Source organism: uncultured Selenomonas sp. (genome assembly GCA_905372355.1).
Classification (GTDB): domain Bacteria; phylum Bacillota; class Negativicutes; order Selenomonadales; family Selenomonadaceae; genus Selenomonas.
In genome coordinates this window covers 1-25,856 of record CAJPOT010000014.1, presented here as the reverse complement: position 1 = coordinate 25,856, position 25,856 = coordinate 1, and the positions used below count along the sequence as shown (strand labels likewise).

The following is a 25,856-nucleotide window of genomic DNA, read 5'->3' as shown; positions in this document are numbered from 1 at the left end:
ATTTGGTAAATTTCCAAAGTAAATCTCACATAATAGGTCACTGACGGGATTTACTCTGAGAAGAATTTATGGCTGAATTTAGTGTGAGAAATCTCTCTACACAAAGGAGGCTGTCATCATGAAGCAAGCAGACAACAACAAGAAGAACAAGCACCTTACTGCACAAGACCGCCAGGAAATCATGAACGGGCTCGACAAGCGATTGTCCTTCAAGGCGATCGCCCTGCTCGTTCAGAAAGATCCTACCACCATATCTTACGAAGTGAAGCAACATCGCAAAGAGCACCACAATGCGTTCGTGCAAACGGACGAACTCTGCCCCTTGCTCGACAAGACGCCCTTCGTCTGCAACGCCTGCTCCAAGCGCCGTTCCGCTAACTGCCGCTTCCTCCGCCTTCTCTATGTCGCTCCGCAGGCACATGCCGAATACGAAGCGCTCCTGCACGATGCACGCGAAGGCATTCCGTTGAACCGTGCGTCTTTTTACAAGCAGGATCGCATCATTTCCTCTTGCATTGAGAAGGGGCAGCACATTTATCATATCGTCGCTTCTCACCCAGAGCTCAATGTGTCTCTCAGCACGGTTTATCGGCATTTTTCCAAGGGATATTATTCGGCTTCCAAGATTCACCTTCCACGCGCCGTAAAGTTCAAGCCTCGCAAAAAGAAGCGGGCGGATGTCGTTCCTTCTGCCATAAAGAAGGAACGCACCTATGCGGATTTCCTCGCTCATATGGAACGGGAAGGGCTTAGCGCACATACGCAGCTTGATACCGTTATCGGAGTTTCGGGCGGCAAAGTCATACTCACCGTCCACTTCACTGCGTTCAATTTCATGTTCGGGCTTCTGCTCGAAAACAAGACGGCTGTGCAGGCTGCCTTGAAGTTCCAAGAGGTCAAACGAACTTTGACTGCAGGCGGTTTTTCTTTTCCTGCCCTTATGCCCGTGATGCTTACGGACAACGGTGGAGAGTTCTCCGATGTTTTCGCCTTTGAGAACAATCTTGAGGGAGAAAAGGAGGCCTGCCTTTTTTTCTGCGATCCCATGCAGTCTTGCCAAAAGGCGCAAATTGAGAAGAATCACACACTTTTTCGCGATATTGTGCCGAAGGGGTCTTCTTTCGACCATTTCACACAGGATACCGTCAATTTGATTTTTTCTCACATCAATGGCGTCCGTCGCAACATTTACAGCGGCAAGTCTCCCTATGAGATGTTTACGTTCGCTTTTTCCGAGGAACTGGCTGCTCTTTTGGGTATCTCGTATGTTGCGCCGGAAGATGTCGTGCAGTCTCCTAGGCTTCTAAAGGGCTGATCTTGCGCTGCACATCTTTCTCATAGTAAATCCCGCTAGGGTGGAACTTACTCTGAAAAGCCTCGCTTTTCGGAGTGCGAAGCATGTCCATTTTTCCAGATGATCCCTTATGGTTCGGTCGCTTTTAAGACGATATTGTGCTCAGGTCATCCGTTGCATACAAATTCTGATGCTTCTCGCACTTACTCCTATCGGCTTTCTTAGACTAAATCCCACAGACTTACATCAGCGGAAGTTACTTTGCGAATTTACGGTTCGTTTTCGTGGTGGTATAAGTTCCCTTCTCACACATTCTCCAGAACCTCGAAAAACAGTAGTTCCTTTGTTACGCCAAGGACAAAAGCAGTTCTCTTGTTACAAATACTGAAAAACCAGTAGTGGCAACTGTTGGCAAAGGGCATAAATAAGGGACTCCGGCGACGCTACCAGCAATATTCTCGGAATCCCTTGATTTCAAGCCTTTTCCCTGCTTTTACTTCTGATCTCTTGACATCAATACCACGCACTCGACATGCGATGTTTGCGGAAACATATCGACCGGCTGTATTTCTTTCGCCATATATCCCAATGTCGCCAAGAATGCCATGTCCCTTGCCAGAGTTGCGGGATTGCAAGATACATAAACGATTCGGTCAGGATGCATAGCGGCGAAGGTTTTCAAAACGGTTTCCGTACAGCCAGCGCGCGGCGGGTCGACGACGATGACATTGGGATGAACGTTTTCGTGATAGAGGCGCGGCATGAGCTTTGTGGCGTCGCCGACGAGGAACACCGTATTTTTTATGCGATTGTCACGCGCATTTTTCTTCGCATCATCGATCGCGGGCTTGACGATCTCGATGCCATGAACACGATGCGCCTTTTGTGCGAGGAAGAGCGTGATCGTACCTGTGCCACAGTAGGCGTCGATGACAGTTTCCATTCCATTGAGATCTGCATATTCGAGAGCCTTCTCATAAAGAACGGCGGCCTGCTCCGTATTGACTTGGAAAAACGACCGTGCTGAGATGGAGAAGTGCAGTTTGCCGATGCGGTCGGGGATCGTCGGTTTGCCCCAGAGGAGTTTTGTCTCGCGCCCCAATATGACATTATTGCGGTACGTCTGAATATTTTGCTGCACGCTCCTGAGGTTTGGCACGCGCTCCTTAAGAAACCGTATGATTTCTTTCGCCTTAGGCAAATCCTTCGTCGCTGTGACGAGCACGACCATCGCTTCGCCGTTTTCCCCGATACGGCCGACGACGTGGCGCAGGACGCCTGTGTGACGATCTTCATCATAGATGGGAATACGCAAACGATCGACGACCTCGCGCATGACATTGACAATGGTGTTGTTACCTTCCTTTTGAATCCGACAGTCCCTCGTATCGATAATGTCATGCGAGCCTTTGGCAAAGCAGCCGATGACCGTCTTCCCCCGCTTCCTTCCTACGGGAAACTGCATCTTGTTGCGATAGAACCACGGCTCTTTCGCACCTAAAACGGGCAGCACCTCGATGCCGGAAAGCCTTCCGATGCGCTCGACGGCATCGACGACCTGCTGACGCTTCCAGTGCAACTGCCCCTCATACGACAGGTGTTGAAGCTGACAGCCACCGCAAAAATCGTAAATCGGACAGGCGGGAGAAATGCGATTAGGACTTTTCTCCAAGATTTCCACGAGTTTTCCGCGCGCATACGTTTTCTTAACCTCGTCGATACGCACGAGCACGCGCTCGCCAGGCAAAGCGCCAGGCACAAATACAGTGAAATCGACAGCACGCCCCACGCCCTCGCCGCTCGCGCCAAGGGTCTTGATTGTGATTTCATATTTTTCGCCCTGTTGCACGGGAATTTCTTTTCTCATTGCTTCTCTTTCCTTCAATCGTCCGATGGCTATTCAAAACTCCACTTTTTCCAAGAGCTCCAACGGTGCTTTGAGCAAGATCTTCGCGCCGCTTTTCACAAGTTCCTCTTCGGGACGGAATCCCCAGAGGACACCGACAGGCAAAAATCCCGCGTGCACAGCGGTTTCCATGTCAACCGAGGTGTCGCCCAAATAAGCCACCTCATCAGGCTTCACGCCAAGGTGTGAAGCGATTTCCAATGGGGTCGCAGGATTGGGCTTCTTCGGAAAACCCGGGCGATCGCCGAGCACTTCTTCAAAGGTACCAGGTGCAAAAAGAATCTTCACGATGGTCAACGCCGCATCATTATGCTTGTTCGTGCAGACTGCCAAGGGAATGCCACGGCTCTTCAATTCTGCCAGAAGTTCCCGTACGCCATTGTAGGGACGCGTTTTTTCCAGAAGGCGCTCCTTGTAGATCGCCTTGTATTTCACGAGTGCTTCCTCAACAAATTCGGCGGACGCCGCCTTATCCCTCGGCAAGGTACGCTCCATGAGCTTTTTCGAGCCATTACCGACGAAATAACGGTACTTTTCCATCTCATGTGTCGGAAAGCCGTAACTTTCCAGCATGAGATTCACGCTGTCCGAAAGATCAGCCAAGGAATCAACAAGGGTACCGTCTAAATCAAAGATCACAGCTTTATATTGCATAGGTATCACCTTTCTGCTATTGTCGAACTATTGCTCTTTTTTTATTCGCGAAAAGCTTCTTTTTCCCTGCATGAATACGCGATGGATCGAAAACACACACCAAAGTCCATCGCACTGCTTTTAAAAACGAAGTGCGATTCAAAAATTCCAAAACATGAACTTTTTTCCTATAAACAATAGACGAATAGTGAGATTTCATGTATAATAACATCATATAGTAAAGGGAGCTCTGATAAACGAAGTCTGTCAGATCGGTGAAGATTTGTCGATGCAGAGCAGGCAGAAAAGATGCATCCAGATGGCTGTACTAAATTTATCAGCGATTCCCAAAAACGCTACAAAGGAGTTGGGAAGAATCATGAACTCCGTTTTGGAATGGCTTGATGAATTCTGTGAAAAAAGCGAACTTTCTGCGGCTTTTTTGAAAAAAATCGTCGATACGGAAGAATCTGACGAAGGCATCCACTCGCTCTTTCAGTATATGGGCGATATCTTTGCATTGCATCGTATCATGATCATCGAACCCTTGGATGAGCGCTCTACGCCCGCCTACACTTGGAGTTCAAATGATATGGAACCATACAGGCAGCCTGAGGGCGACCTCGTGCGCGCTGCTGTCGCCTTGACGTATGATCAATTGATGAACGGCAAGTGCATTCTCTATAAGGATACGCAGACGATTGCTGCTAAACACCCTCTTGCCAGCCAGTGCTTCACCTCGCTCGGTCTTTACTCCCTATCCGCTGTCCCCCTCTTCAAGGATGGCGAACCATCAGGCATCATCATCTCCGATGTTCCTGATTGGGAAAAAGTTCGTGATCTCACAGCAGCGTTGTACCTTGTCGGGCGCTTTGCAATGCGCATCATCCGCATGAGGGATCTCTTGCGCAGCACGGGCGGCGTTGCTGCAGAAATCGATGCCGATGCCGACAAGGGAGCTCTCTCCACCTTCCTTCGAGAGAATCGCTTCGACTTCCCAAGTTTCCTCGATTCCATTGAACTCGCCGACCAATACATCTACTTCGGCGACATGCAATCGAACCTATTCTACATCAACGACCAGATGCGCGAAACTTTTGCTTTCAAGAGCAACGTTGTCAAGAACTTTCTCAAAAAATGGGAAAGTCGAATCCATCGTCCCAATGATCTCGCCACATACAGAGCGGACATTGCCGACATCATCAAAAGCAAGCGCGATACCCATGATCTGCGCTACCGTGTGACCGATCATAAAGGAAACGAGTTCTGGATTCGTTGTTGCGGCATCCTCAAATGGGATTCGACACGCGAGAACCCCCTATTCTTCTCCGGCAGCATCTCGCGCCTCGCACTCGATTTTGTCGTTGATCCCATCACAGGATTTGCACGCGAGAAAGGTGCGGAAATCAAATTGCAGGAACTGCAGAAGGAATATCCTTCCCTTTCCTTCATCGGCTTCCGCTTGAACAACTTCCGCGAAATCAACGAGATGCACGGCCGAAGCCATTCCGACGCACTCCTCAAGGACATCGCAGCCGGGCTCACGAACCGCTTCCGCGACGGTCTTCTGATCTACCGCCTCGACGGTCTGCGCTTCCTCGCAATCCTTTCGCCCGGCATCACTGAAGATCCGAGGACGATACTCGAATTCATCAGTTTGACGGTGAGGAATCTCTATGCCATCTACGGTCTTGCTGTACAAACGCCCTCTTCTCTCGCCTTGATGGAGGACATACCGAGCGATACGGCATGTGATGAGATCATCGCCAACATGCTGAGCCTCTTGGATCTCGCAAAAGAATCCCCCGATGAGCCTTATGTTCTTTTCTCCTCAAAGAATCTCGAAACGCGAAAAAACCTCAGCCGTTTCCTACTCGCCATCAATGAGGATGTCGAGCACGGTTGCGCCAACTTCCGCACGGTCATCCAGCCAACAGTCACCACCGACGGTTTCGGCATCGTCAGCGGCGAACTTCTGTGCCGCTGGTCCCACGAGGGCACGAACATCTCACCCGCCGTATTCATCCCCATCTTGGAGCGCACTCAACAAATCCGCGCTGTCGGACGCTGGATCTTCGAACAGGCAGTCATCCATGCCAAGCGTATACGCCGTACGAACCCTAACTTTTCCCTAAACTTCAACGTCAGTTATCATCAAGTGCTGGACCCCGACTTCCTGCCCTTCATGCGTCAGACCCTTGCCCGTCACAAAATGGATGGCAAGAATCTCGTTGCAGAACTCACGGAAACGAACTACAACGAAAGCCCCGCCACTTTACAGACCTTCATTGAAGCGTGCCGCGACCTCGGCATTCGTCTCGCGCTCGACGACTTTGGCACGGGATATTCCTCCTTGGAACTTCTCTTGAAGCACCCGTCCGACATCGTAAAACTCGATCGCAGCTTGATGAAAGAAATGGCCTATTCCAAAAACAGCAGCGACTTTATATCGAGCATCGTCTACTCCTGCCATAAGTTCGGCAAGAAGGTCTGCGTCGAAGGCGTCGAGACAGATCAGGAACTTCAGACCGTCCTCGAAGCGGGCTGCGACTACATCCAAGGCTTCTACTTCCACCGGCCGATGGAGATTTCTGATTTCTTTGCCCTGTTGGAAAAGAAAAAGAAGTAGAATACCCTTGAATGAACAGAGGGACTCTCCCCTACACTTCGATCACTGAGGCCGATGTACAAGCACGAAAAGGGGACGCCTGCGGTACGAATGCCGCAGGCGTCCTCTTCTTTATTTCAACGGCTCTGCCGCTTTTTCTCTGGTGGAGACGAGGAGAATCGAACTCCTGTCCGAAAGCATTGTTTCATCGGCTTCTCCGAGCGCAGTCTGTGTTTTTATTTAAGAATCCAGACGCCCGCAGACAGGCTTCCGTCATCCGATTCCGCAAAAATTTCCCTTTTGAGCCTGCGAAAATCAACTCTCAGGTATCCCGCAGTTGTCCTCTTATCCGCTCAGGCGGGAGCCAAGCGGACAGAGGCTGGCGTCAAGCCGCCAGAGCGTAGTCTTCGTTTGCTTTTATGTTTAAATAAAAGTTTCACCTTGCTGACGGGATGGTGAACCCCCGGCTCGCTGCCCATGCACCATCTACCCTCGTCGAAACCTTTACGTCCCCGTTGGCATGCACATGAAGCGCTCGCTGAAAAGACTCTCAAAAGCCCGTTCAGCTTGGATGTATAGTATACTGCCTTTGAAGAAATTTTGCAACAAGTATTTTTGCATGGCTCACATCGTCATGATCGGATCGACGTCGATGAGCACATCGTTCCTCTGATCCAGTCCCTCGCCGCGCAGGAACTCCCTCACGGCGGCGAGATCCGCCGTCTTGATGAGAAGCACGAAGCGATGGATGCCGCGAAACTGGGCGATCAAGGCGGGTGCAGGACCGATGATCTGCTGCCCTTCCCTGCCTGCGAAGGCAGCGAGGAAGTTTTCCTGAATGCGGCACGCTTCCTGACGCGCCGCCTCCTCTTCCCCATGCTGCACGATGAGCTTGACAAGGCGGCTGAACGGCGGGTAGAAGAGCTGCTCGCGTATGGCAATCTCCTCGCGATAAAAGGCCTCGTAGTCCTGCTTGAGCGCCGCCTGCACCGCATAGTGCTCGGGGCTGTAGCACTGCACGACGACTTGTCCTGGCGCCTCGCCCCTGCCTGCGCGGCCCGCCGTCTGCGTGATGAGCATGAAGCAGCGCTCCGCCGCGCGGAAGTCGGGCATGTTGAGGCTCGCATCGGCGCTGAGGATGCCGACCGCCGTAACGCCCGGGATATCATGCCCCTTGGCGACCATCTGCGTGCCGAGCAGGATGTCGTACCTCTTCTCGCGAAACGCCGTGAGAATTTCTTGGTGCGCGAGCTTTCGCGCCGTCGTGTCCCGGTCCATGCGCACGACACGGGCTGTCGGCACGAGCGCCTTGAGTTCCGCTTCTAGCTTTTCCGTGCCTGAGCCGAAGTATTTGATGTAGGGACTCGAACATTCGGGGCACAAAAGCGGCACGGCCTGCTCGATGTCACAGTGATGGCACAGGAGCCTGCCGCTGCGATGATAGACGAGCGGCAGCGAGCAGGAAGGACATTTGACGACGGCGCCGCACGAGCGGCACATGACGAAGGTCGAGAAGCCGCGACGGTTCAGCATAAGGATCATCTGCTCCTTCTTCGCCATCGTTTCCTCGATGAGCTGACGCAGAGGCGCGGAGATGATCGTGCGATTGCCTCGATGCAGTTCCTCGCGCATGTCTACACATTCGACATGCGCGAGCGGTCTCGCACCGATGCGCTCTGGCATCGAAAGCAGCGTAAACTCGCCGCAGCGCGCGCGGTACGAAGTTTCAAGAGACGGCGTGGCGCTGCCCAAAAGCAGTACGGCGCGATGCAATTTCGCCATGACCTCGGCGATAGGACGCGCATGGTAGCGCGGCGCCTCGTCCTGCTTGTAGGACATATCCTGCTCCTCGTCGAGGATGATGAGTCCGACGTCCTCGATGGGCGTAAAGAGCGCCGAGCGTGCACCGATGACGATGCCCGCCTCCCCGCGCCGCACGCGGAAGATCGCGTCGTTTCGCTCGGCAAGGGAAAGCTGGCTGTGCATGACGACGATGTCCTCGGGAAAAGATCCCTTGAAGGCAAGGACGATCTGGCTCGTCAGGGCGATTTCGGGCACGAGCACGATGACCCTGCGCCCTTCCCTGCGCGCGGCTGCCGCCGTCTCGATATAGACCTGCGTCTTGCCGCTTCCCGTCACGCCCTGCAAGAGGAAGCCGCGATGCTCGCGCCGCCCAATGTAAGGAAGCACGGCATCGACCGCCGCTCTCTGCTCTGCCGTCAGGTCGACCATCGCCCCAACGCTCGTCACATCTCCGTAGCTGTCGCGCAGAACGCGCCGCTTCTCGCTCTTCACATCGCCCGCTTCGAGTACCGCGCGAAGGACAGCGGCGGAAAATCCTGCCTCGCGCAGAGCGGCATCCGTCTTTTCCCCCTCTGCGGCAAGAAGCTCCAACAGACGCTTCTGTGCACGCCGCCTTCGATAGCGAGAAAGCACCGCCTCATCGAGCAGATGCGCGAGCGACAGGACATTCTCATAACGCGCCTTGTCGCGCTGCTGTGCCCGATAGAGCTTTCGCACATATTTCTGCTGCACGAGCTTTTCCAAGAGGCCGGGAATCTCGGCGGCAAGCGCAGGAAGCGCCTTGCGAAGTGCGGAAAGCCGCATGACGCCATTTTCACGGAGAGACCGGAAGACCTGCTGCGCCGCTCCCGTCAAAGGCGGCTCTTCCCCCTCTTTTGCCTCATACTCAACCTCGATCTTCAAGCCGCTCTTGCCCGGCATGAAGAGCCGCATCGCCTCAGCGGGCGAGCACAGGTAGAAGTCCGCGATCCGACGTGCTGTTTCCAGCATCTCGGACGTAAACCATGCCTCTTCGTCGACAACAGAGATGATCAGCTTCAGCTCGTAGCCTGTCCGTTCCCCTTCGTCCTCCCGGACAGAGACGACGAAACCCTCGACCCTGCGCCCGCCGAAAGGCACGAATACGCGCCAGCCCGCCGCAAGGAAAGACATCTCGTCGGGCACAGCATAGCTGTACGCCTTCGCTATGCTCTTCACGGGAATATTGACAAAGACTTCCGCCCTTCGCAAAATTGCTCTCCTCCCACAAGAAAAAAGGCTTCCAGCGCGAATCTTTCACGCCGAAAGCCTGCCTTTCCGATGCTCTGCCGCCATCATGCTGCAAAAACAGCAAACGCTTCTCAATCCATGATGAAGATCTCGATGGTCTTGCGGCCGAACTGAATCGCTTCTTCTGCCGTCTCAAAAGCGATGTCGATCGTATTACCGCGAATCGCCGAACCGATGTCCTCAGCCACCGCTTCGCCGTATCCCGGAATAAAGACGCGCGTGCCCATCGGTATGACCGCAGGATCGACAGCGATCACACCCTTTCTCACCAAAGTTCCGCTTGCCGTATGACTTGAAAGGCCTGGATCGAAACGGCTGTACGCTGACGCCGACACAAGCAGCGAACGACCGCCGCCGCGGCTCACAGGAGTCTCGATGACAGGCGGCTCCTCACCGCCCGAGAGCGCCCTGTACGTCATCTGTCCGCAGATGCCGTCGGCATCCAAGCCATTCTCCTGCTGGAACTTCGTGATGGCAGTCACCGTCTTCTTGCCGCATACACCGTCATCTTCTCCATCCGCAAGATAGCCGCGCCCGATCAGCAGCTTCTGCACGGCACGAACGCTGTCGCCCCGCATGCCTTCCTTGACAAGAAAACTGCTGGCAAAGGCTACAGCACTCGACAAGAGCAGGCAAATGCAAAGGATGGACGAAAAAATCACCATTTTTCTCAATAGACGCCACCTCACAGAAAAGCTGATTTTCCTACGAGGACTATTATAGCAAAGAAACGATACTCCGTCAAAGCTTTCCTTTAGCCCTGACTAATCTTTCTCACAATTCTCTTCCTGTGCCATAAGATTCGCCAAATAGGCTTTCTCCCGCTCCGTCAGCTGCACGTCCTTCAAAAGCTCGGGCCGCCTCTCGCGCGTGATGCGCAGCGATTCCTCGCGACGCCAGGCGCGAATCTTCGCATGATCGCCGGACAGAAGCACCTCGGGCACTTCCATTCCCTCGAAGATGCGCGGCCTTGTGTACTGCGGGAACTCCAAGAGGCCATCGTAGAAAGAATCCGTCGGCGCAGATTCCTCCGAGCCGAGGACGCCCGGGATCATGCGCGCCACGGCGTCGACGACGACCATCGCGGGCAGTTCGCCGCCCGTCAGCACGAAATCGCCGATGGAGATCGCTTCATCCGCCAAATGCGCATGGATGCGTGCGTCGAATCCCTCGTAATGCCCCGAGAGGAAGATCAGCTGCTCCTCTTTCGCCAGTTCCTTCGCCTTCGCCTGCGTGAAAGTCTCGCCACTCGGGCACAGAAGCACGATGCGCCGCCGCCTCAAAGCGCTGTTCGCCACGATCGAGCGCACGGCGCGAAACATCGGCTCAGGCTTCAAGACCATGCCGCTGCCGCCGCCGAAGGGCGAATCATCGACCTGCCTGTGCTTGTCAAAGGCGAAGTCCCGCAGCTGCGTCAAACGTATGTCGAGCAGCCCCTTCTCCCTCGCGCGCTTGATGATGCTCTCACCGAACACCGCTTCAAACATCGCAGGAAAAAGCGTCACGATGTCAATCCGCACGGTCGTCCAACTCTTCCTGCAAGTCGACGCGCAAAAAGCCTCCAGCGATGTCGATCTCGCGCACGACCTTCTTCAGTGCCGGCACGAGCAATTCCGCACCGTCGGGCTTCTTCACCACATAGACGTCATTGCTGCCCGTCTTGAGAACGTTCGTGACCTCCCCGAGCCTTTCCCCTGCCATATCTAGCACTGCGAGTCCGATGATGTCGAACGTGTAGAACTCGCCCTCAGCGAGCGGCGCGGCATCTTCCCGCGCGACGCGCAGAAGCTCGCCCGTCAATTTTGCCGCCGCCTCGCGCGACGTGCATTCAGCGAGCGTCAGCAGCACGAACTGGCGATGGTAGTGAACGTGTTCGACGTGGAAAACGCGCTCGCCAATGAAGACCTCGCGCAGGGACTCGAAGCGCTCGGGAAAATCCGTCAACGGTATCACGCGCACTTCGCCCCGAAGGCCGTGCGGTGCACCCGCCTTGCCTATGACGACGCGCCCGTCAGCCACGAATCGCAACGACCTTGTCGTCCTCGACGAGGACTTCGACGTTCATAAGCTCGCGCATGTTTGAGCCAACCTTCAGCTCCGCCGTGCGCTCCAGCGTGCCCTGCACGATTTCGGCGCCGATGGCGAGCTTCTTCGTCTCTTCGAGCTTCGCTTGTGCCTGCTCCTTGAAATCCATGCGCTTTTGACGCTCGATGGCGAAATGCTGACGCGCCGCCTGCGCACGCTGGATGTCCTGCTGTGCTGCCTCAGAGACAATGCGCTTCTCCTCAATGCCCATCTGCTGCAGTTCGAGATCAACCTTCTGCAGACTGTCTTCCAGCTCGTCAATGATGCGCTTCTTGAGCTTTTCTGTCAGCTTCGCCTTGACCGTGCAAGGAACCTTCACCTGAATGCTGTCCATATTCTCTCTCCTTCATCGAGCGCAGCTGATAGAGGCAACACCGTCACCTCATCCGTACGCCTAAAGAAATAGCGGCAAGAACCCCCGAAGGGAATGCTGCCGCGTAGTTCACTAATTGATGTCGACCTTGACTTTTTTGTTCTCGCGGGTACCGGCGGCCTTGGCAACCGTGCGGATCGCCTTCGCAATCCTGCCCTGCTTGCCGATCACCTTTCCCATATCGTCCGAAGCGACATGAAGCTCGATCAATGTCATGCGGTCTTCCTGTTTTTCGTCGACAACGACGTCTTCGGGATGATCGACCAACGCCTTGGCGATGATTTCAACGACTTCCTTCATGCTGATCCTCTTTTCTCAAGAGAAGCTGCGGGAGGCGGCTTTTCACGCCGTCTCCGTCGCCTCGTCTCGATCAGTTCTTCGAGCGCTTCTTCTCATCGAACTTCGCCATGATGCCCTTCTTGCTGAAGAGCGAGCGGACGGTATCCGTCGGCTGTGCGCCCTTGCTCATCCAATCGATGGCCTTTTCCTCATCGACGTTGATGACGGCCGGCTCCTTCGTGGAGTCGTAGTTGCCGAGGATCTCGATGAAGCGACCGTCGCGCGGCGAGCGGGAATCCGCCACGACGATGCGGTAGAACGGGTTCTTCTTCGCGCCCATGCGGGTCAAACGAATCTTTACTGCCATGTTTTCACCTCCTTTAATGGATAATTTTTTGTCAGCCGCGACGCATCGCAGCCGACGAATCTTCCATGAGCCGATCAGTGCATGAACGGCAACTTCATGCCGCCGAGTCCGGGGAATCCCTTGCCCTTCTTGCCTCCCTGCATCTTCTTGACCTGCTTCATCATCTTCTTCATTTCGTTGAACTGCTTCAGGAGCTTGTTCACATCCTGCACGCGCGTGCCGCTGCCGAGCGCGATGCGCTTGCGGCGGCTGCCGTTGATGATGGAAATGTCCGCGCGTTCCTTCGGCGTCATGGACTTGATGATCGCCTCGATGCGGCGCACTTCCTTGCCGTTGAGGTCGATGTCCTGTCCCTGCAGTTGCTTCTTGAGCCCACCCATGCCCGGAATCATGCCGAGGATTTGCTCAAAGGAGCCGAGCTTTCGCACCTTCTGCATCTGCGCGAGGAAATCGTCGAGCGTGAAGTCCGCCTTGCGCAGCTTCTTCTCCATCTTCTTGGCTTCTTCCGCATCGAACGTGGACTGCGCCTTCTCGATGAGGGAGAGCACGTCGCCCATGCCGAGGATGCGCGACGCCATGCGATCGGGATGGAAAGGCTCAAGCGCTTCAAGCTTCTCGCCCATGCCGACGAACTTGATCGGGCAGCCCGTGACCGCCTTGACCGACAGCGCCGCACCGCCTCGGGCGTCGCCGTCGAGCTTCGTCAAGACGACGCCGTCAATGCCCAACCCCTCGTTGAAGCTCTCGGCCACATTCACGGCGTCCTGACCCGTCATAGCATCGACGACGAGCAGGATCTCGTGCGGCTTGACGTCCGCCTTGATATCCTTAAGCTCCTGCATGAGCTTCTCATCAATGTGCAGACGACCCGCCGTATCGATGATCACGACATCGTTGATGTGCGAACGCGCATGTTCAATCGAACTTCTGGCAATCGTCACGGCATCCGTACCCTGCGGCATGGAAAAGACGGGGATGCCAAGCTGCTCGCCCAACACCTGGAGCTGCTTGACGGCGGCAGGTCGATAGATATCGGCCGCGACAAGCAAAGGTTTCTTTCCCTGCTTCTTGAGAGAAAGGCCGAGCTTTCCCGCCGAGGTCGTCTTGCCCGCGCCCTGAAGTCCCGCCATCATGATGACGGTCGGCGGCACAGACGAGATATTGAGGCGGCTCTGCGTGCCGCCCATGAGTTCTGTAAGCTCTTCGTTAACAATCTTGACGACGACCTGCGCCGGTGTCAAGGTGTCGAGCACATCCTGCCCGACGGCGCGCTCCTTCACCTTCTTGATGAAGTCCTTGACGACCTTGAAATTGACATCGGCTTCGAGGAGCGCCATGCGCACCTCGCGCATCGCCTCGTTTACGTCGTCCTCCGTCAGCTTGCCATGTCCGCGCAGCTTTTTAAACGTCTGCTGCAGGCGATCCGCCAAGCTTTCAAAAATCATGCTGTACCTCCCGCTGCGCCCCTAAAAGACGCGAAATCCGCTGCAAAACCGCCTCTACGGCGACGTCGTTCTCTTCCGTGCGCAGCTTACGAATCGCCTCACCGATCGCCGCAAGTTCCTCGTGCTCTTTGGCAAGGCGCCGCAAGAGGCCGAGCTTTTCCTCATAGCCTTCCAGCGCCTGCTCCGAGCGATGAATGATATCGTAAGCGGCCTGCCGCGAAACTCCGACCGCTTCGCCGACCTCCGCGAGGGAGAAATCGTCGAAGAGATGAAGTTCCAGACAGCGCCGCTGCTTTTCCGTGAGCAGCATGCCGTACATGTCGAACAGTTCCGCCAGATGAAAGAGTCTTTCGAGCATCACTCCACCCGCCTTCCTGCAAGGCACGTTTCCAAAACGGACATGCGCAGGGGAATCTCCCCCGACTAGGCTATTATAAGCAAGGCGAGGCATCCTGTCAAGTTTTTTCCTTGGCAGAGAGATAAGATTTTTCTGCCCTTGATACGCCGATCAATGGATCAGTGTATTATTTTCCTGTAAATCTAAGCATTTATTCATGATATAATAGGTAAAATATCCATATTATAGGGCGCACGTCTTGCCTATTGCGAAACATTATAGTATAATTTGACTACATGAAAGTAATTCTTGCAATAAAATATGCAAAGAGGTGCAGAAATGAAATTACGAGTAAAACTTCTCCTTTGGGTAGGAATTCCCTTCTGCATCATCTTCTTCGCGGTGTCCGTATTCAGCTACTGGAACGCGAGCACGCTTCTGGAGAAATCCACGGAACGCGAGATGATGACGCTTGCCGAGCTTGACGCCAAGCAAATCAACGAAATGGTCGAAGCCCAGCGTGGCACGCTGGACGGCTTGACGGAAGCGTGGTCGGACGGCCTTCCCAGCAACGAAGCATTTGCTCCCATCGGCAAGCGCTTCATGAATCGCGAGGATGTCAACACGCTCTTCATTGGATTTCCCGAGCGCGACTTTCTCGACAGTGAAGAAGGCGTCGTACCCAAGGCTGAATTCGACGCGACGACACGCGATTGGTACAAAAAGGCCGTGCAGAATGACGGCGTGCAGCTTTCCGATGTCTACATGGACAGCTTCACAAACGACAAGGTTGTGACCCTGAGTAAGGCCGTGCGCAGCAACGGCGAACTCCTCGGCGTTGTCGCAGCCGATGTACGCTTCGAAAACATCGAGAAGAAGGTCGCCTCCTTCAAGGTGGGCAAGACGGGCGAGGCTTTCATGCTCGACGCGGACGGCCGCTTCATCTGCCATCCCGTTCTGACGCTCAATGACAAGATTCAAGATGAGGGACCTGACAAAGAGAAAACTTACCTTTCCAGAGAGCCACTCTTCTTCGAGGGAAGCTATCAGGATGTCGCAATGTTTTACGCCGTGCAGCCCGTCGGCGATACGGGCTGGAATCTCATCCTCTTCGTGCCGCAGGAAGAAATCTTCGCCGACATTGCCCATCTCAAATGGACAATGATCGGCTGCGCCCTCTTCGCTCTGGCTCTGATGGGCGCGATTCTCTTCACCATCGCACGTTCCATCTCTCTTCCCGTCGAGACGCTCGAATCCGTCGCCGCCAAAGTGGCGAAAGGCGACCTCTCGGCAAAGCTTACGCCGACCGACCGTCAGGACGAGATCGGCAGTCTGCACAACAGCTTCTGCCAAATGACGCAGGGTCTGCAGACCCTCATCCGACAGACTGCGCAGACGGCGGAACAGCTCGCCGCCTCCTCCGAAGAGCTCACGGCTTCCGCCGACCAATCGGCACAGGGCGCACAGCAAACATCGGCGGCCGTCGTCAAAATCACGGGCGACACACAAGAGCAAGGAACGGTCGTCAATGACTCCCTGCAGGCCGTCGGCGATATAACGCAGGCGATGGATCAGATCAATGCGGGCGTCGACGACGTTTCCCACGCTGTAGAGCGCGTGGAGGCGGCGACGACCGAGGGACAGCAAGGCTTAAACGTGGCGGTCAAAGGAATGCAGGTCCTCGACGAAAGCGCCAAGGACGTGGCGGATGCTGTCACAGCCCTCTACGAAAGCTCCAAGCGCATCTCGGAGATCGTCGAGATGATCACCGACATCGCAGGACAGACGAATCTTTTGGCGCTGAACGCCGCCATCGAAGCGGCGCGTGCAGGCGAACAGGGCCGCGGCTTCACCGTCGTGGCGGAAGAAGTGCGAAAGCTTGCCGAGCAGTCGGAAAACGCCGCACAGGAAATTACCTCCCTGATCATGGACAACGCGAAGCGCATCGAAGAGACCTTCAAGGTCATGCAGGAGCAGAAAGAGCGCGTCGGCGAAGGCGTCGAACAGGTGCATCAAGCGAGCGAACGCTTTGATCGCATCGCCGCCGTTGTCAAGGAACTGTCCGAAAAGGTCTCAGGAATCCTGACGAGCACGCAACAAATCCACACGCAGAACGTGCGCATGGAAACCTCCGTGCAAAAACTCAAGGCCGTATCAGATTCGGTGCAGAGCGAAGCGGAAAACGTCTCCGGCGTATCCCAGGAGCAGGCAGCTTCCATGCAAGAAATCGCTGCAGCAAGTTCGACGCTTGCTGAGATGGCGCAGGATCTGCAGAAAGCTGTGGGCAAGTTTCACATAAGCTGAAAAACATAAAGAAACAGCCGGCATCATTCCGCGAAGGATGATGCCGGCTGTTTCTTTGTCTCCCATTTCGCCGAAATACAACGATACCATTGACTTATCACTACAATGCCCGTCCTGCATGGCGGACGATCTGAAGCGCGCGTTCCCCCCACATTCCCGCGCCCGTGCAAGACGCGCGCCGTTGACCGCTCCTTTCATCAATGCTATACTTCGTATTAAGTTTACGAAAGAACAGGTGACGACCATGAGCCTCGATGGATTTTCCACACAGCCCTTAGTCAGGGAACTGCGCGCCGCGCTTCTAGGCGGACGCATCGACAAGATCACGCAGCCGACGAAAGCCTCCGTCTTCTTGAGCATACGCCAGCCCGGCAGGAATCACCTGCTGCACATCGCGGCAAGCCCGCAGGCAAGCGCCGTCTTCCTCGCGACGAAGCCGCCCGAGAATCCAGCCGAACCGCCGCTCTTCTGCATGGTTCTGCGCAAGCAGCTCGAAGGAAGCCGCATCGCCGACATCCGCCAGCACTCGCTCGACCGTATCCTCTGCTTTGACTTCGACTCCCTCGCGGCCGGCGGCAAGATCGTCACGAAGACGCTCATCGTCGAGCTCATCGGCAAGTACAGCAACATCATCCTCGTGCAGGACGGCATCGTCATCGACGCTCTCAAAAAAGTCGGCAGCGCGAACAGCCGCACGCGCCTCATTCTGCCCGCACGCGAATACGCGCCGCCGCCCGCTCAGGAAAAGCTCGACCTGCGCACCGTGAAGCCCGACATCATCGTCGAACGCCTCGCACAAGATGCGGAAGCGACGCTCTGCAAAGGACTTTTGAATGCTTGTCTGGGCTTCGGCCCGGTGAGCGCCCGCGAGGTCATCTTTTCTGCCGGATTGCCCGAGAAGATGAGCTGCGCCGATTTGGACGCAAAGGACAAAGAAGCGCTGCAGTGCGCCCTCGCTGAAGTCTATGCTGCCTGCATAGAGGAAGAAGCGGCACCCAGCCTCACTCTTGATAAGAACAACAAGGTGCTCGCGACCTCGCCCTTTCCTCTCCATTACTTCCCGGCAGAAAGCACGCAGCTCTCCTTTCCCACGATCAGCGCGATGCTCGAAAAAGCCACGCAGCTTGCGGGAGCCTACACGCCGCCTGAAAAGGATCGCCTGAAGAAATTCGTCAAGACCGAGCTCACGCGTGCCGAAAACAAGCTCGGCGTCCTGCAGGAAGAGCTTCGCCAAGCAGAAAACGCCGAGGACTACAAAATCTTTGGCGACAATCTCATGACGTATGCGCATCTCTACGAAGACCACGCCGACGCCTCGCTGACCGTCGACAACATCTACAGCGAAGCGGGTGAAAAGATCACGCTGAAACTCGACCAGAGATTGACGCTCAGTCAGAACATGCAGGCGTTCTACCACAAGTACGACAAGCTCAAGCGTGCGCAGAAGCTGCTCGACGGACAGATCGCCCTCTGCGAGGAAAACATCCGCTACCTCTCCAGCGTCGAAAGCTCCCTCGCCGCCTCCTCAACACTGCCCGAAATCGAAGAGATCAAAGATGAGTTGATTCAAAGCGGCTTCCTCAAAGAGAACATGAAAAAGAAGCGGCAGGACAAGCCCTCCGCTCCCTTTCGCTTCGTGACCGAAGACGGCAAGAGCATCCTCGTCGGCAAGAACAACTACCAGAACGACCGCCTGACCTTCCACACGGCGGCGCCCGACGACATTTGGCTGCACGCCAAGGACATCCCCGGCTCGCACGTCATCCTGCGCCTCTCAGGCGAAGAGCCGAGCGAAGAGAGCCTGCACCACGCCGCCCTCCTCGCCGCACACTTCAGCAAGGCGCAGGATTCCTCGAACGTGCCCGTCGACTACACCTACCGGCGCTATGTGAAAAAGCCCTCCGGCTCACGTCCGGGCTTCGTCATCTTCACGCACCAGAAGACGCTTTTTGTGACGCCTTCAGCAGAAGACGCGGCAAGGCTGCTTCCCGAAGAGCGCTGACAGCAACCCGCTTCAGCGCTTGCCCGTCGAGCCGAACCCTCCTGTGCGCGCTTCGCCCGTGCCCGCCTCGTCGTCATCGGCGACGAGATACTTATAGAAGATGCCCTGCGCGATGCGCATGCCCTTCTCCACATGAAAATCCGACACGCCGAGATTCAGGATCGCCACCATGATATGCCCCTCGTTCTCCTCGTTGTCATAGTAATCCGCGTCGATGATTCCCTGCGCATTAACGAGCATAAGCTGATGCTTGAGCGAGATTCCCGAGCGGATGTGCAGTCCGAGATACTCATCCTTCTGCATGTACGCCTTGAGTCCCGTCGGCACGATCGTCACCTTGCTGCACGGCAATACGCAGTCCTCCGCCGCCGCGAGATCGTAGCCCGCGCTCGCCGCCGTCTTTCTCTGCGGCAGGGAAAGCCCCGCCGCTTCATACGCCTTGATGATTTCAAATCCACGCTTTCGCAAAGTATTTCCTCCTAAGATCTTCGCCGCGTCACGAAGAAGAGCCTTCCCCCTCTGCGGGAGAAGGCTCTTCTTATTTTTCCACCTCGCCGGCCGACGCAAGCTTCGTCGCCGCGATCGTCGATATGGCGTGCTTGTAAACAAGATTCTGCTTGCCCGCCACCTCAAGAATCACCGTGAAATTGTCGAAGCCCTTGACATATCCCTTCATCTGGAAGCCGTTGAGCAAATGGATGCTGACTGCCCGGTTCTCCTTGCGCATCTGATTGAGAAAATTATCCTGTAGGTTCAGCGGTTTTACCGGCATGGAAAGACCTCCTTATATCCGTACAAATTTTTTCCAGCAGCAGCTCTTCCCCCTGCGACGCCGCATACCAATGTACATACGGCATCTTGCGAAACCAAGTGAGCTGGCGCTTCGCGAAATGGCGCGTCGCCTTCTTGATTTCCGCTGCGGCAAGCGGCAAGTCCATGCTTCCCGCAAGATAGGCAAGCATCTCACGATAGCCGATGCCCTTCATCGCCGGACAGTCACGAGGCACGCCTTCCGCCAAGAGGGAGCGCACCTCGTCGGCAAAGCCTGCCTCCAACATCGCATCGACACGTTCCTCGATACGTGCATAGAGCGCTTGCCGTTCGCGCCGCAGTCCGATGACATAGGCGTCGTAGGCAAGTTCCCCGCCTGCCGCCTCGCGCTGCTCGGAGATATGCTCGTTTCCCAAGGAAGCGACCTCCAAGGCACGCACGACGCGGCGGAAATCGTTGATATGCAGACGAGCAGCCGCCTCCGGATCGGCTTCCTGCAAAAGGCCATGGACAAACGCCTTGCCCTTTTCCTGTGCCAGCCTCTCAAGCTTTTCACGATAGGCGCGATCGCCCGAAGTCTCGTTGAAAACGTACCCTTCCAAGAGCGACTTGATGTAAAGCCCCGTGCCGCCGACGACGAGTGGCAGCCTGCCGCGCGCGGCGATGCGTCCGATCTCCTCCCGCACGAGGCGCTGAAAGTCCATGACGTTGAACGAAGCCGCAGGCGCGAGAATGTCGATGAAGTGATGCGGCACGGCACTCAACTCTTCTTTCGTCGGCTTCGCCGTGCCGATGTCGAAGCCCCGATAAAAGAGCATCGAATCGCCCGAGATGATTTCCGCATCAAGCCGTCGGGCAAGCGCGAGGGAAAGCGCGGTCTTGCCGACCGCCGTCGGCCCTATGAGGACGACGAGCCGCTCCTTCTTCATGCAAGCTCCAACGTACCGCCCGGCTCTACGATATGCACGGCGGCACGCGTCATGCCCTCCGTCACTTCCTTGTACCGCCCCGCTTCCTGCGCGATGACGGGCCAAGTGTTGTAGTGGATCGGTATGACGTTCTTCGTGTTGAGCCACTGTGCGGCAAGAGCCGCGTCCTCAAGTCCCATCGTATAATTATCGCCGATGGGCAGAACCGCGTAGTCGAGCGGATCCTTCTGCCCGATGAGCTTCATGTCGCTGAAAAGCGCCGTATCGCCGGCGAAGTAGACATTGATGCCGCCGATCTGGATGACGTAGCCGCAGGCGATGCCGCCCGCGACGCCCGAGCTGTGCAGCGCCATCGTCATGCGCACTTTGCCGAAGGGCAGCTTGACCGAGCCGCCGATGTTCATGCCGTGCGTCTTGATGTCGCTCTCCGCCTGCAAACAGACGTCGAGAACCTCCGGAATACCCAAGACCATCGCGCCCGTGCGCTTGGCGATGGCAGGCGCGTCGCCGAGATGATCGCCGTGCGCGTGCGTCAGCAAGATGTAGTCGCACTCCACCTCATCCGCCTGAATCGCAGCGAGCGGATTTCCCGTGAGGAACGGGTCGGTCAGAACCTTCGACGTGCCGTCATCGAGCAAGAACGAAGCGTGCCCGTAATACGTATACTTGATCATCGCATTTGACTCCTCCCATTTTAGTCGAGCACAAAAAATCTATATATTGTATAATTAAACAAAAAAATTGAAAAACCTTCCTACAAACGGAAATGGAGGAGGAAAAACATGCACTCCCATGAATTTTCCCTGCCGCAGGGCACGATCGCGTTCTCTCGGGCGCTTCCCGCACACATCTGCACCTTGGTCACAGGAGGCCGCCCGCCCGCCGCCGACTGGCTGCAAAGGGCGCGGCGCGGCAAGCTCTGGGCGATCGATCACGGCGTCGATCTCTGCCACGCGATGAAGTGCGTGCCTGACTTCCTGCTCGGCGACGCAGACAGCGCCTCGCCCGCCGCCTGGTCTTGGGCGCTCGCCGAGGGCGCTCCCTGCGAGCGCTTCGATGTCAAGAAGGATCTCACGGACACGCAGCTCGCACTTGTCAAAATCAAGGAGAAAGCCCCCGACACGTTTCTCCTGCTCACGGGGGCTTTCGGCGGCCGCTTCGATCACGCCATGAGCACGCTCTTTTCCTGCGCCTTCAGCGGCATCCCGATGATTCTGGCGGACGATCAGGAAGCGTGCTTCTTCCTGCACGAAGAAGACAGCCTTTCCTTCACCGCAAAGCAAACGCCCAAGGCTATCTCTCTCCTCGCCTTGGGCGGCGAATGTCGCGGCGTCTCTCTAGCGGGAACACGATGGCCGCTCGAAGATGCCGTCCTGCGCCAGGAAGAACCGTACGCCGTGAGCAACGAACTGGCGGAAGGAAGCTCCTCCTTCCGCGTCAGCCTGCAAGCGGGCACGCTCGCCGTCTATCTCTACTGGCAATGACGCCGAAAGCCGCGGCGCACGCCCGCCGCCTCGTAGAGCACAAGGGCGGCGGCGGTCGCCACGTTGAGCGATTCCGCCTTGCCGAACATCGGAATGAAGAGTTTTGCCTCGGCCATACGACGAACCTCATCCGACACGCCGTTGCCCTCGTTGCCGAAGGCGAGCGCGATTCGGCCACTGTAATCCGCCGCATAGTACGGCTGCGCCGCCTCGTCGAGATCGGCAGCCAAGAGCCGCACGCGTCCCTGCTGCAGGAACTCGCACAGCGCCGTGCGAGACACGTTCCGCACGACGGGCACATGAAAGACCGATCCCATGCTTGCGCGAACCGCCTTGGCAGAAAACACATCGATCGTATCCTCCAGACAGACGACGGCATCCGCGCCCGCAGCATCCGCCGTGCGCACGATCGTTCCTGCATTGCCCGGATCCTGCACGCCATCAAGCACGACGACGTGCATTTCCTGCCGCATCGCAAGAGCCGCAAGACTCGCTCCTCGCTCTTCCAGTACAAGCAAAATGCCCTGCGGCGCGTCGGTGTCGCTCGCCTTCTTATAGACTTCGGGCGTCACCTCAGCGAGCGGGCAGCCGAGGGACTCCAGCCGCGCGAGGATGCGCTCTGCGCGCTCCTCGCGCGCCGCCTCGGCTGTGACGAGACAAAAGCGCGTCGTCCAGCCCGCCTCCGCCGCCATCTCGACGAGCCGCACGCCCTCGGCGACGACGACGCCTTCTTCCCTTCGCCGCCTGGCATTCTTCAAGCTCGCAATCCACTTGATCCTCTTATTCTGTGCGCTCTCGATCTTTTCCATCGTTCCTCCGCGGAAATTGTAGATATTATACGCACGAACATCCACTTTCATGACATTGTGTGCCGCCCTTACAGAAAGTTCCCCGAGCAGTCTGCACCCTTCGAGTTTGACTTCTTGGCTTTCATAAAAAAAGAGGAGCTGTGGAAAGCTCCCCTTTCGTCATCTTCTTACTGATTTTCCTTGGCAATAGCGACGAGCTGGGCAAACGCCTTCTCATCGTGCACGGCAAGATCGGCAAACATCTTGCGGTTGACCTCGACGCCGGCCTTCATCAAGCCGTTGATGAGACGGCTGTAGGAAATGCCGTTCATGCGTGCAGCCGCATTGATGCGGGCGATCCAGAGCTTGCGGAACTCGCCCTTCTTCGCGCGGCGATCACGACGCGCATAGTAGAGCGCCTTCATGACCGTCTCGTTTGCCTTCTTGAACTGCTTGCTCTTTGCGCCGCGATAGCCCTTGGCGAGCTTCAAAATCTTCTTATGGCGGCGATGCGCCGTAACGCCGGATTTTACTCTTGGCATATCTTATTCCTCCATTATCTTCGCTCGAATCTTACTTGTTCAGCATATCGCGCACGCGCCTGTGGTCAGCGGCGGCGACAAGCGTAGCCTTGCGCAGGTTGCGCTTGCGCTTCCTCGTCTTCTTCTCAAGGATATGGCTCTTGAACGCCTTGTTCCGCTTAAACTCACCGGAACCCGTTATCGAAAAGCGCTTGGCAGCGGCCCTGCGTGTCTTTACCTTTGGCATGTTTATTTTCCTCCTTTAGTCTGCGCCTTCGGGGCGAGAATCATCGTCATGTTCTTGCCCTCCAGCTTCGCATCGCGCTCGATGGAAACGAGCTCCTTGAGCCGGTCGGCCACCTTGTTCAAAACCTCTCGGCCAAGCTCCGGATGCGACAATTCGCGGCCACGGAACATGATCGTGACCTTGACCTTGTTTCCTTCTTCCAGAAAGCGAAGAGCATTCTTGAGCTTCACGTCGAAATCATGCTGTTCGATGTTCGGGCGCAGCTTGACCTCCTTGATCGTGACGATCTTCTGCTTCTTCTTCGCCTCCTTCTCCCTTTTTTGCTGCTCGTAACGGTACTTGCCGAAATCCATGATGCGGCAGACAGGAGGCTTCGCTTTCGGCGCAACCTCGACGAGATCGAGATGCTGCTCCTCCGCCATGCGCAAGGCATCGCGTGTCGCCATGATGCCGAGTTGCTCGCCGGACGCGCTCGTGACGCGTACCTCGCGAATGCGGATTTCTTCGTTGATTCTTAAAGAGTCCCTGCTAATGGGAAAACACCTCCTGGTGAACGAGCAAATAAAAAGGGCGGCAGACGCCACCCCTTCCTTTGCAAAACCTGCATATAAGACCCGCTCGACGCATGTCGGCAGGTGAGAAGCGGCGGCCTCTTCTTGAATTACTTGCATATATTATCATATCAATGCACCGTACGTCAAGGGATTTTTCAAAAACACCGCTTTTACCCCGAAATATGTTAGAGGAATTTCATATAATATGCAGAATATACTCTATGTAAAAGGCTTTATGGAGGGATTTTACATGAATATGACCTACAAGCTGCACCTAGGTACGTTTTGTATGCTTCTTGCTTTATTTTGCTGCCATACGCACGACGGTTACGCCGCTGTGCCTCCTACAGAGTATGCCATTTGGGACAGGATTCCTGGCGAGGCATTCGTCGAAGCAAGACTTGAGGCAACCGCCCCCATCAACCTATACGATTCCCCGCGAGGAAATACGGTCATCAACTCTGTAGCTGCTGGCGAAGTCGTCAAGCGAGTTTCCTGCGTAGTTTATACGCATCCACAAAAGCATCCCGTACGGGTGCTGCGGACGTTGCGAAGCTACAAAAAGCAAGGCGCCAGCACAATTGTCCCCGATGGATTGATCCTGCAGCCTGGCTCCTACGTCTATCTTTTGATGTACACGGGAGAAGGAACCTATATCGGCTGGTACAACGGAGAAGAAGCTTGGTGGCTAAACGGTTCCGCTATCCGAAATTTCTCCGATCGGGCTTCCCAGCAAGCATGGGGAGAATATATCGGCGAAATGACATCACGCAATCTTTCCATCGAGGCATGGTACTGCCTTCGCAAGAGTGATGGGACGACAGGCTGGACAATGGTTGCTCAAAACGGAGACTTCTCTTATGAGCATCTAAAGATACGTCGGGATTGAGGAATTCTCAGGAGGAATGCAAAATGAAACGATTTTTTCTCATGGCTTTGCTCGTATCTGCAGCCATTCTGCTGCCATCATACGTCTGCGAGGCAAAGGACGTCTGGGTCGACCATTGGAATTCAGAGGACGTCGATATCTACGTTATGGATGATACGCTTACAACTGGTTCATCCGACAGCATAAAATATTTCAAGGTATCTACCAAGGAGGTGCGAAACGGAGAGCTGATCCGTATCGTCCATTGGAATTTCATCAAATACAAATCGGATATGTGGAGATATGAAACAAGCACTATGCGAGGAGACCATACGACGGTCGTCCTCCCCAGGAATCAGGTCTTCGAGTTTTGCATGGATTCCTTAGGTTGGTCATATTACATCAAGGGATACTGGTACTATTGAGACCACCGCTCTCGAACGCACGAATTTCTCCCCAATATGAAAAATCCCGCCTGTTCAGAATACGATCTGCAACAGACGGGATTTGTCATACTCAAAGCGCACGATGCGGGAATTGCGGAAATTATTGCGCCTCCATCCCCAGCCACTTCGCAACTCCTTGTGGAGACGGTTCAATAGCCGTATCCAACTGCTCGACCAACGCTGGATATTCCTCTGCCGAAACATCGCTAAGAAATATCGTCTCAAGATATGCAGAAGCGCGTGAGCTGCCGACGTAGACGAGTCGTTGGCAGGTCGGTTTCACGAGCTTCGACACATGCACATCCACAAGGAGGACGCCCTTCGCCTCCAGTCCTTTGTAGCGACGCACCGTCGTTTGTGCGCCGCCCTTACAGAAGCCTAGTCGATCAGTCTGCGCCTTCGGCTTGACTTCTCGGGGCTTCATGGTAAGCTATACGCACAAACGTCCACTTTGTGGACATTGTGCGCCGCCCTTACAGAAGCCTAGCCGATCAGTCTGCGCCTTCGGCTTGACTTCTCGGGGCTTCATGGTAAGCTATACGC

Annotated in this window: 27 protein-coding genes and 1 other RNA gene; 7 read left to right on the top strand and 21 right to left on the bottom strand. The window is 55.6% G+C overall.

What is annotated here, in order from left to right:
- Positions 1-118: 118 nt before the first annotated feature.
- On the top strand, positions 119-1,315 hold the full coding sequence (locus QZ177_RS08450) for a helix-turn-helix domain-containing protein (RefSeq protein ID WP_009646412.1): 1,197 nt from the start codon (positions 119-121) through the stop codon (positions 1,313-1,315).
- Between the two features lie 472 nt (positions 1,316-1,787).
- Here QZ177_RS08450 and rlmD read toward each other — a convergent pair whose 3' ends face one another.
- Both rlmD and QZ177_RS08440 read right to left on the bottom strand, forming a co-directional pair.
- Positions 1,788-3,161 (bottom strand): 23S rRNA (uracil(1939)-C(5))-methyltransferase RlmD, encoded by a 1,374-nt coding sequence (rlmD, locus tag QZ177_RS08445; protein ID WP_009646501.1) that lies wholly within the window; start codon positions 3,159-3,161, stop codon positions 1,788-1,790.
- Positions 3,162-3,194: 33 nt separating this feature from the next.
- A complete protein-coding gene (locus tag QZ177_RS08440; RefSeq protein WP_294176788.1) occupies positions 3,195-3,854 on the bottom strand; it encodes an HAD family hydrolase in 660 nt (219 codons plus the stop codon).
- A 358-nt stretch (positions 3,855-4,212) separates the two neighbouring features.
- Here QZ177_RS08440 and QZ177_RS08435 point away from each other — a divergent pair, with 358 nt between their 5' ends.
- Positions 4,213-6,462 (top strand): EAL domain-containing protein, encoded by a 2,250-nt coding sequence (locus QZ177_RS08435; protein WP_009646359.1) that lies wholly within the window; start codon positions 4,213-4,215, stop codon positions 6,460-6,462.
- Positions 6,463-6,602: 140 nt separating this feature from the next.
- Here QZ177_RS08435 and ssrA read toward each other — a convergent pair.
- From ssrA to ylxM, 10 genes are all read right to left on the bottom strand, one after another.
- Positions 6,603-6,955: a transfer-messenger RNA gene (ssrA, locus tag QZ177_RS08430) on the bottom strand.
- A gap of 110 nt (positions 6,956-7,065) precedes the next feature.
- Positions 7,066-9,474 carry a primosomal protein N' gene (gene priA / locus QZ177_RS08425; protein WP_294176787.1) on the bottom strand — a complete coding sequence of 803 codons (2,409 nt, stop codon included), beginning with the start codon at positions 9,472-9,474 and terminating at the stop codon, positions 7,066-7,068.
- A 110-nt stretch (positions 9,475-9,584) separates the two neighbouring features.
- Positions 9,585-10,178, bottom strand: a complete 594-nt coding sequence (locus QZ177_RS08420) for a 3D domain-containing protein (protein WP_294176801.1) — start codon at positions 10,176-10,178, stop codon at positions 9,585-9,587.
- A gap of 99 nt (positions 10,179-10,277) precedes the next feature.
- Positions 10,278-11,033, bottom strand: a complete 756-nt coding sequence (gene trmD / locus QZ177_RS08415) for a tRNA (guanosine(37)-N1)-methyltransferase TrmD (protein ID WP_294176786.1) — start codon at positions 11,031-11,033, stop codon at positions 10,278-10,280.
- Positions 11,023-11,532 (bottom strand): ribosome maturation factor RimM, encoded by a 510-nt coding sequence (rimM, locus tag QZ177_RS08410; protein WP_294176799.1) that lies wholly within the window; start codon positions 11,530-11,532, stop codon positions 11,023-11,025. Before rimM ends, trmD begins: the two co-directional genes overlap by 11 nt.
- The gene (locus QZ177_RS08405; RefSeq protein WP_009646489.1) at positions 11,525-11,932 is read right to left on the bottom strand and encodes a YlqD family protein; all 408 of its coding nucleotides are present in this window, start codon (positions 11,930-11,932) and stop codon (positions 11,525-11,527) included. The genes rimM and QZ177_RS08405 overlap by 8 nt, the downstream gene beginning before the upstream one ends.
- 111 nt (positions 11,933-12,043) lie before the next feature.
- Complete coding sequence (locus QZ177_RS08400) at positions 12,044-12,271, bottom strand: KH domain-containing protein (RefSeq protein WP_006191831.1); 228 nt, start codon at positions 12,269-12,271, stop codon at positions 12,044-12,046.
- Between the two features lie 70 nt (positions 12,272-12,341).
- Entirely contained in the window at positions 12,342-12,617 is a 276-nt protein-coding gene (rpsP, locus tag QZ177_RS08395; RefSeq protein WP_294176785.1) for a 30S ribosomal protein S16, read from the bottom strand.
- A 74-nt stretch (positions 12,618-12,691) separates the two neighbouring features.
- Positions 12,692-14,062 (bottom strand): signal recognition particle protein, encoded by a 1,371-nt coding sequence (gene ffh / locus QZ177_RS08390; RefSeq protein ID WP_294176784.1) that lies wholly within the window; start codon positions 14,060-14,062, stop codon positions 12,692-12,694.
- Positions 14,052-14,420 carry a YlxM family DNA-binding protein gene (gene ylxM / locus QZ177_RS08385; protein WP_037370306.1) on the bottom strand — a complete coding sequence of 123 codons (369 nt, stop codon included), beginning with the start codon at positions 14,418-14,420 and terminating at the stop codon, positions 14,052-14,054. The genes ffh and ylxM overlap by 11 nt, the downstream gene beginning before the upstream one ends.
- Before the next feature lie 318 nt (positions 14,421-14,738).
- On the opposite strand from ylxM, the gene QZ177_RS08380 reads away from it, so the two are divergent.
- Together QZ177_RS08380 and QZ177_RS08375 are read left to right on the top strand one after the other, a co-directional pair.
- On the top strand, positions 14,739-16,703 hold the full coding sequence (locus QZ177_RS08380) for a methyl-accepting chemotaxis protein (protein WP_294176779.1): 1,965 nt from the start codon (positions 14,739-14,741) through the stop codon (positions 16,701-16,703).
- Positions 16,704-16,947: 244 nt separating this feature from the next.
- Positions 16,948-18,705, top strand: a complete 1,758-nt coding sequence (locus tag QZ177_RS08375) for an NFACT RNA binding domain-containing protein (RefSeq protein WP_294176778.1) — start codon at positions 16,948-16,950, stop codon at positions 18,703-18,705.
- A gap of 12 nt (positions 18,706-18,717) precedes the next feature.
- Here the strand turns inward: QZ177_RS08375 and dut are convergent, their stop codons facing one another.
- The 4 genes from dut to QZ177_RS08355 all read right to left on the bottom strand — a co-directional run bounded on the left by dut (position 18,718) and on the right by QZ177_RS08355 (position 21,079).
- The gene (gene dut / locus QZ177_RS08370; RefSeq protein WP_294176775.1) at positions 18,718-19,173 is read right to left on the bottom strand and encodes a dUTP diphosphatase; all 456 of its coding nucleotides are present in this window, start codon (positions 19,171-19,173) and stop codon (positions 18,718-18,720) included.
- 70 nt (positions 19,174-19,243) lie between these two features.
- Positions 19,244-19,477 carry an RNA chaperone Hfq gene (gene hfq, locus QZ177_RS08365; RefSeq protein WP_265071262.1) on the bottom strand — a complete coding sequence of 78 codons (234 nt, stop codon included), beginning with the start codon at positions 19,475-19,477 and terminating at the stop codon, positions 19,244-19,246.
- Positions 19,446-20,405: a tRNA (adenosine(37)-N6)-dimethylallyltransferase MiaA gene (gene miaA / locus QZ177_RS08360; RefSeq protein WP_294176771.1), complete on the bottom strand. Its 960-nt coding sequence runs from the start codon at positions 20,403-20,405 to the stop codon at positions 19,446-19,448. Before miaA ends, hfq begins: the two co-directional genes overlap by 32 nt.
- Positions 20,402-21,079 (bottom strand): metal-dependent hydrolase, encoded by a 678-nt coding sequence (locus tag QZ177_RS08355; RefSeq protein ID WP_006192175.1) that lies wholly within the window; start codon positions 21,077-21,079, stop codon positions 20,402-20,404. Before QZ177_RS08355 ends, miaA begins: the two co-directional genes overlap by 4 nt.
- 108 nt (positions 21,080-21,187) lie before the next feature.
- On the opposite strand from QZ177_RS08355, the gene QZ177_RS08350 reads away from it, so the two are divergent.
- On the top strand, positions 21,188-21,889 hold the full coding sequence (locus QZ177_RS08350) for a thiamine diphosphokinase (protein WP_294176764.1): 702 nt from the start codon (positions 21,188-21,190) through the stop codon (positions 21,887-21,889).
- Here QZ177_RS08350 and QZ177_RS08345 read toward each other — a convergent pair.
- From QZ177_RS08345 to infC, 4 genes are all read right to left on the bottom strand, one after another.
- A complete protein-coding gene (locus tag QZ177_RS08345) occupies positions 21,877-22,749 on the bottom strand; it encodes an RNA methyltransferase (protein ID WP_294176763.1) in 873 nt (290 codons plus the stop codon). The genes QZ177_RS08350 and QZ177_RS08345 overlap by 13 nt on opposite strands.
- 116 nt (positions 22,750-22,865) lie before the next feature.
- The gene (rplT, locus tag QZ177_RS08340; RefSeq protein ID WP_294176760.1) at positions 22,866-23,219 is read right to left on the bottom strand and encodes a 50S ribosomal protein L20; all 354 of its coding nucleotides are present in this window, start codon (positions 23,217-23,219) and stop codon (positions 22,866-22,868) included.
- A 31-nt stretch (positions 23,220-23,250) separates the two neighbouring features.
- Positions 23,251-23,445: a 50S ribosomal protein L35 gene (gene rpmI, locus QZ177_RS08335; protein WP_006192168.1), complete on the bottom strand. Its 195-nt coding sequence runs from the start codon at positions 23,443-23,445 to the stop codon at positions 23,251-23,253.
- A 2-nt stretch (positions 23,446-23,447) separates the two neighbouring features.
- Positions 23,448-23,978 carry a translation initiation factor IF-3 gene (infC, locus tag QZ177_RS08330; RefSeq protein WP_049781183.1) on the bottom strand — a complete coding sequence of 177 codons (531 nt, stop codon included), beginning with the start codon at positions 23,976-23,978 and terminating at the stop codon, positions 23,448-23,450.
- A 226-nt stretch (positions 23,979-24,204) separates the two neighbouring features.
- Between infC and QZ177_RS08325 the strand changes: the two genes are divergently transcribed.
- Positions 24,205-24,888 carry a hypothetical protein gene (locus QZ177_RS08325; RefSeq protein WP_294176758.1) on the top strand — a complete coding sequence of 228 codons (684 nt, stop codon included), beginning with the start codon at positions 24,205-24,207 and terminating at the stop codon, positions 24,886-24,888.
- A 23-nt stretch (positions 24,889-24,911) separates the two neighbouring features.
- Entirely contained in the window at positions 24,912-25,292 is a 381-nt protein-coding gene (locus QZ177_RS08320; RefSeq protein WP_009646433.1) for a hypothetical protein, read from the top strand.
- A 121-nt stretch (positions 25,293-25,413) separates the two neighbouring features.
- Here the strand turns inward: QZ177_RS08320 and QZ177_RS08315 are convergent, their stop codons facing one another.
- The gene (locus QZ177_RS08315; protein ID WP_294176755.1) at positions 25,414-25,737 is read right to left on the bottom strand and encodes an ATP-binding domain-containing protein; all 324 of its coding nucleotides are present in this window, start codon (positions 25,735-25,737) and stop codon (positions 25,414-25,416) included.
- Between the last annotated feature and the right edge of the window lie 119 nt (positions 25,738-25,856).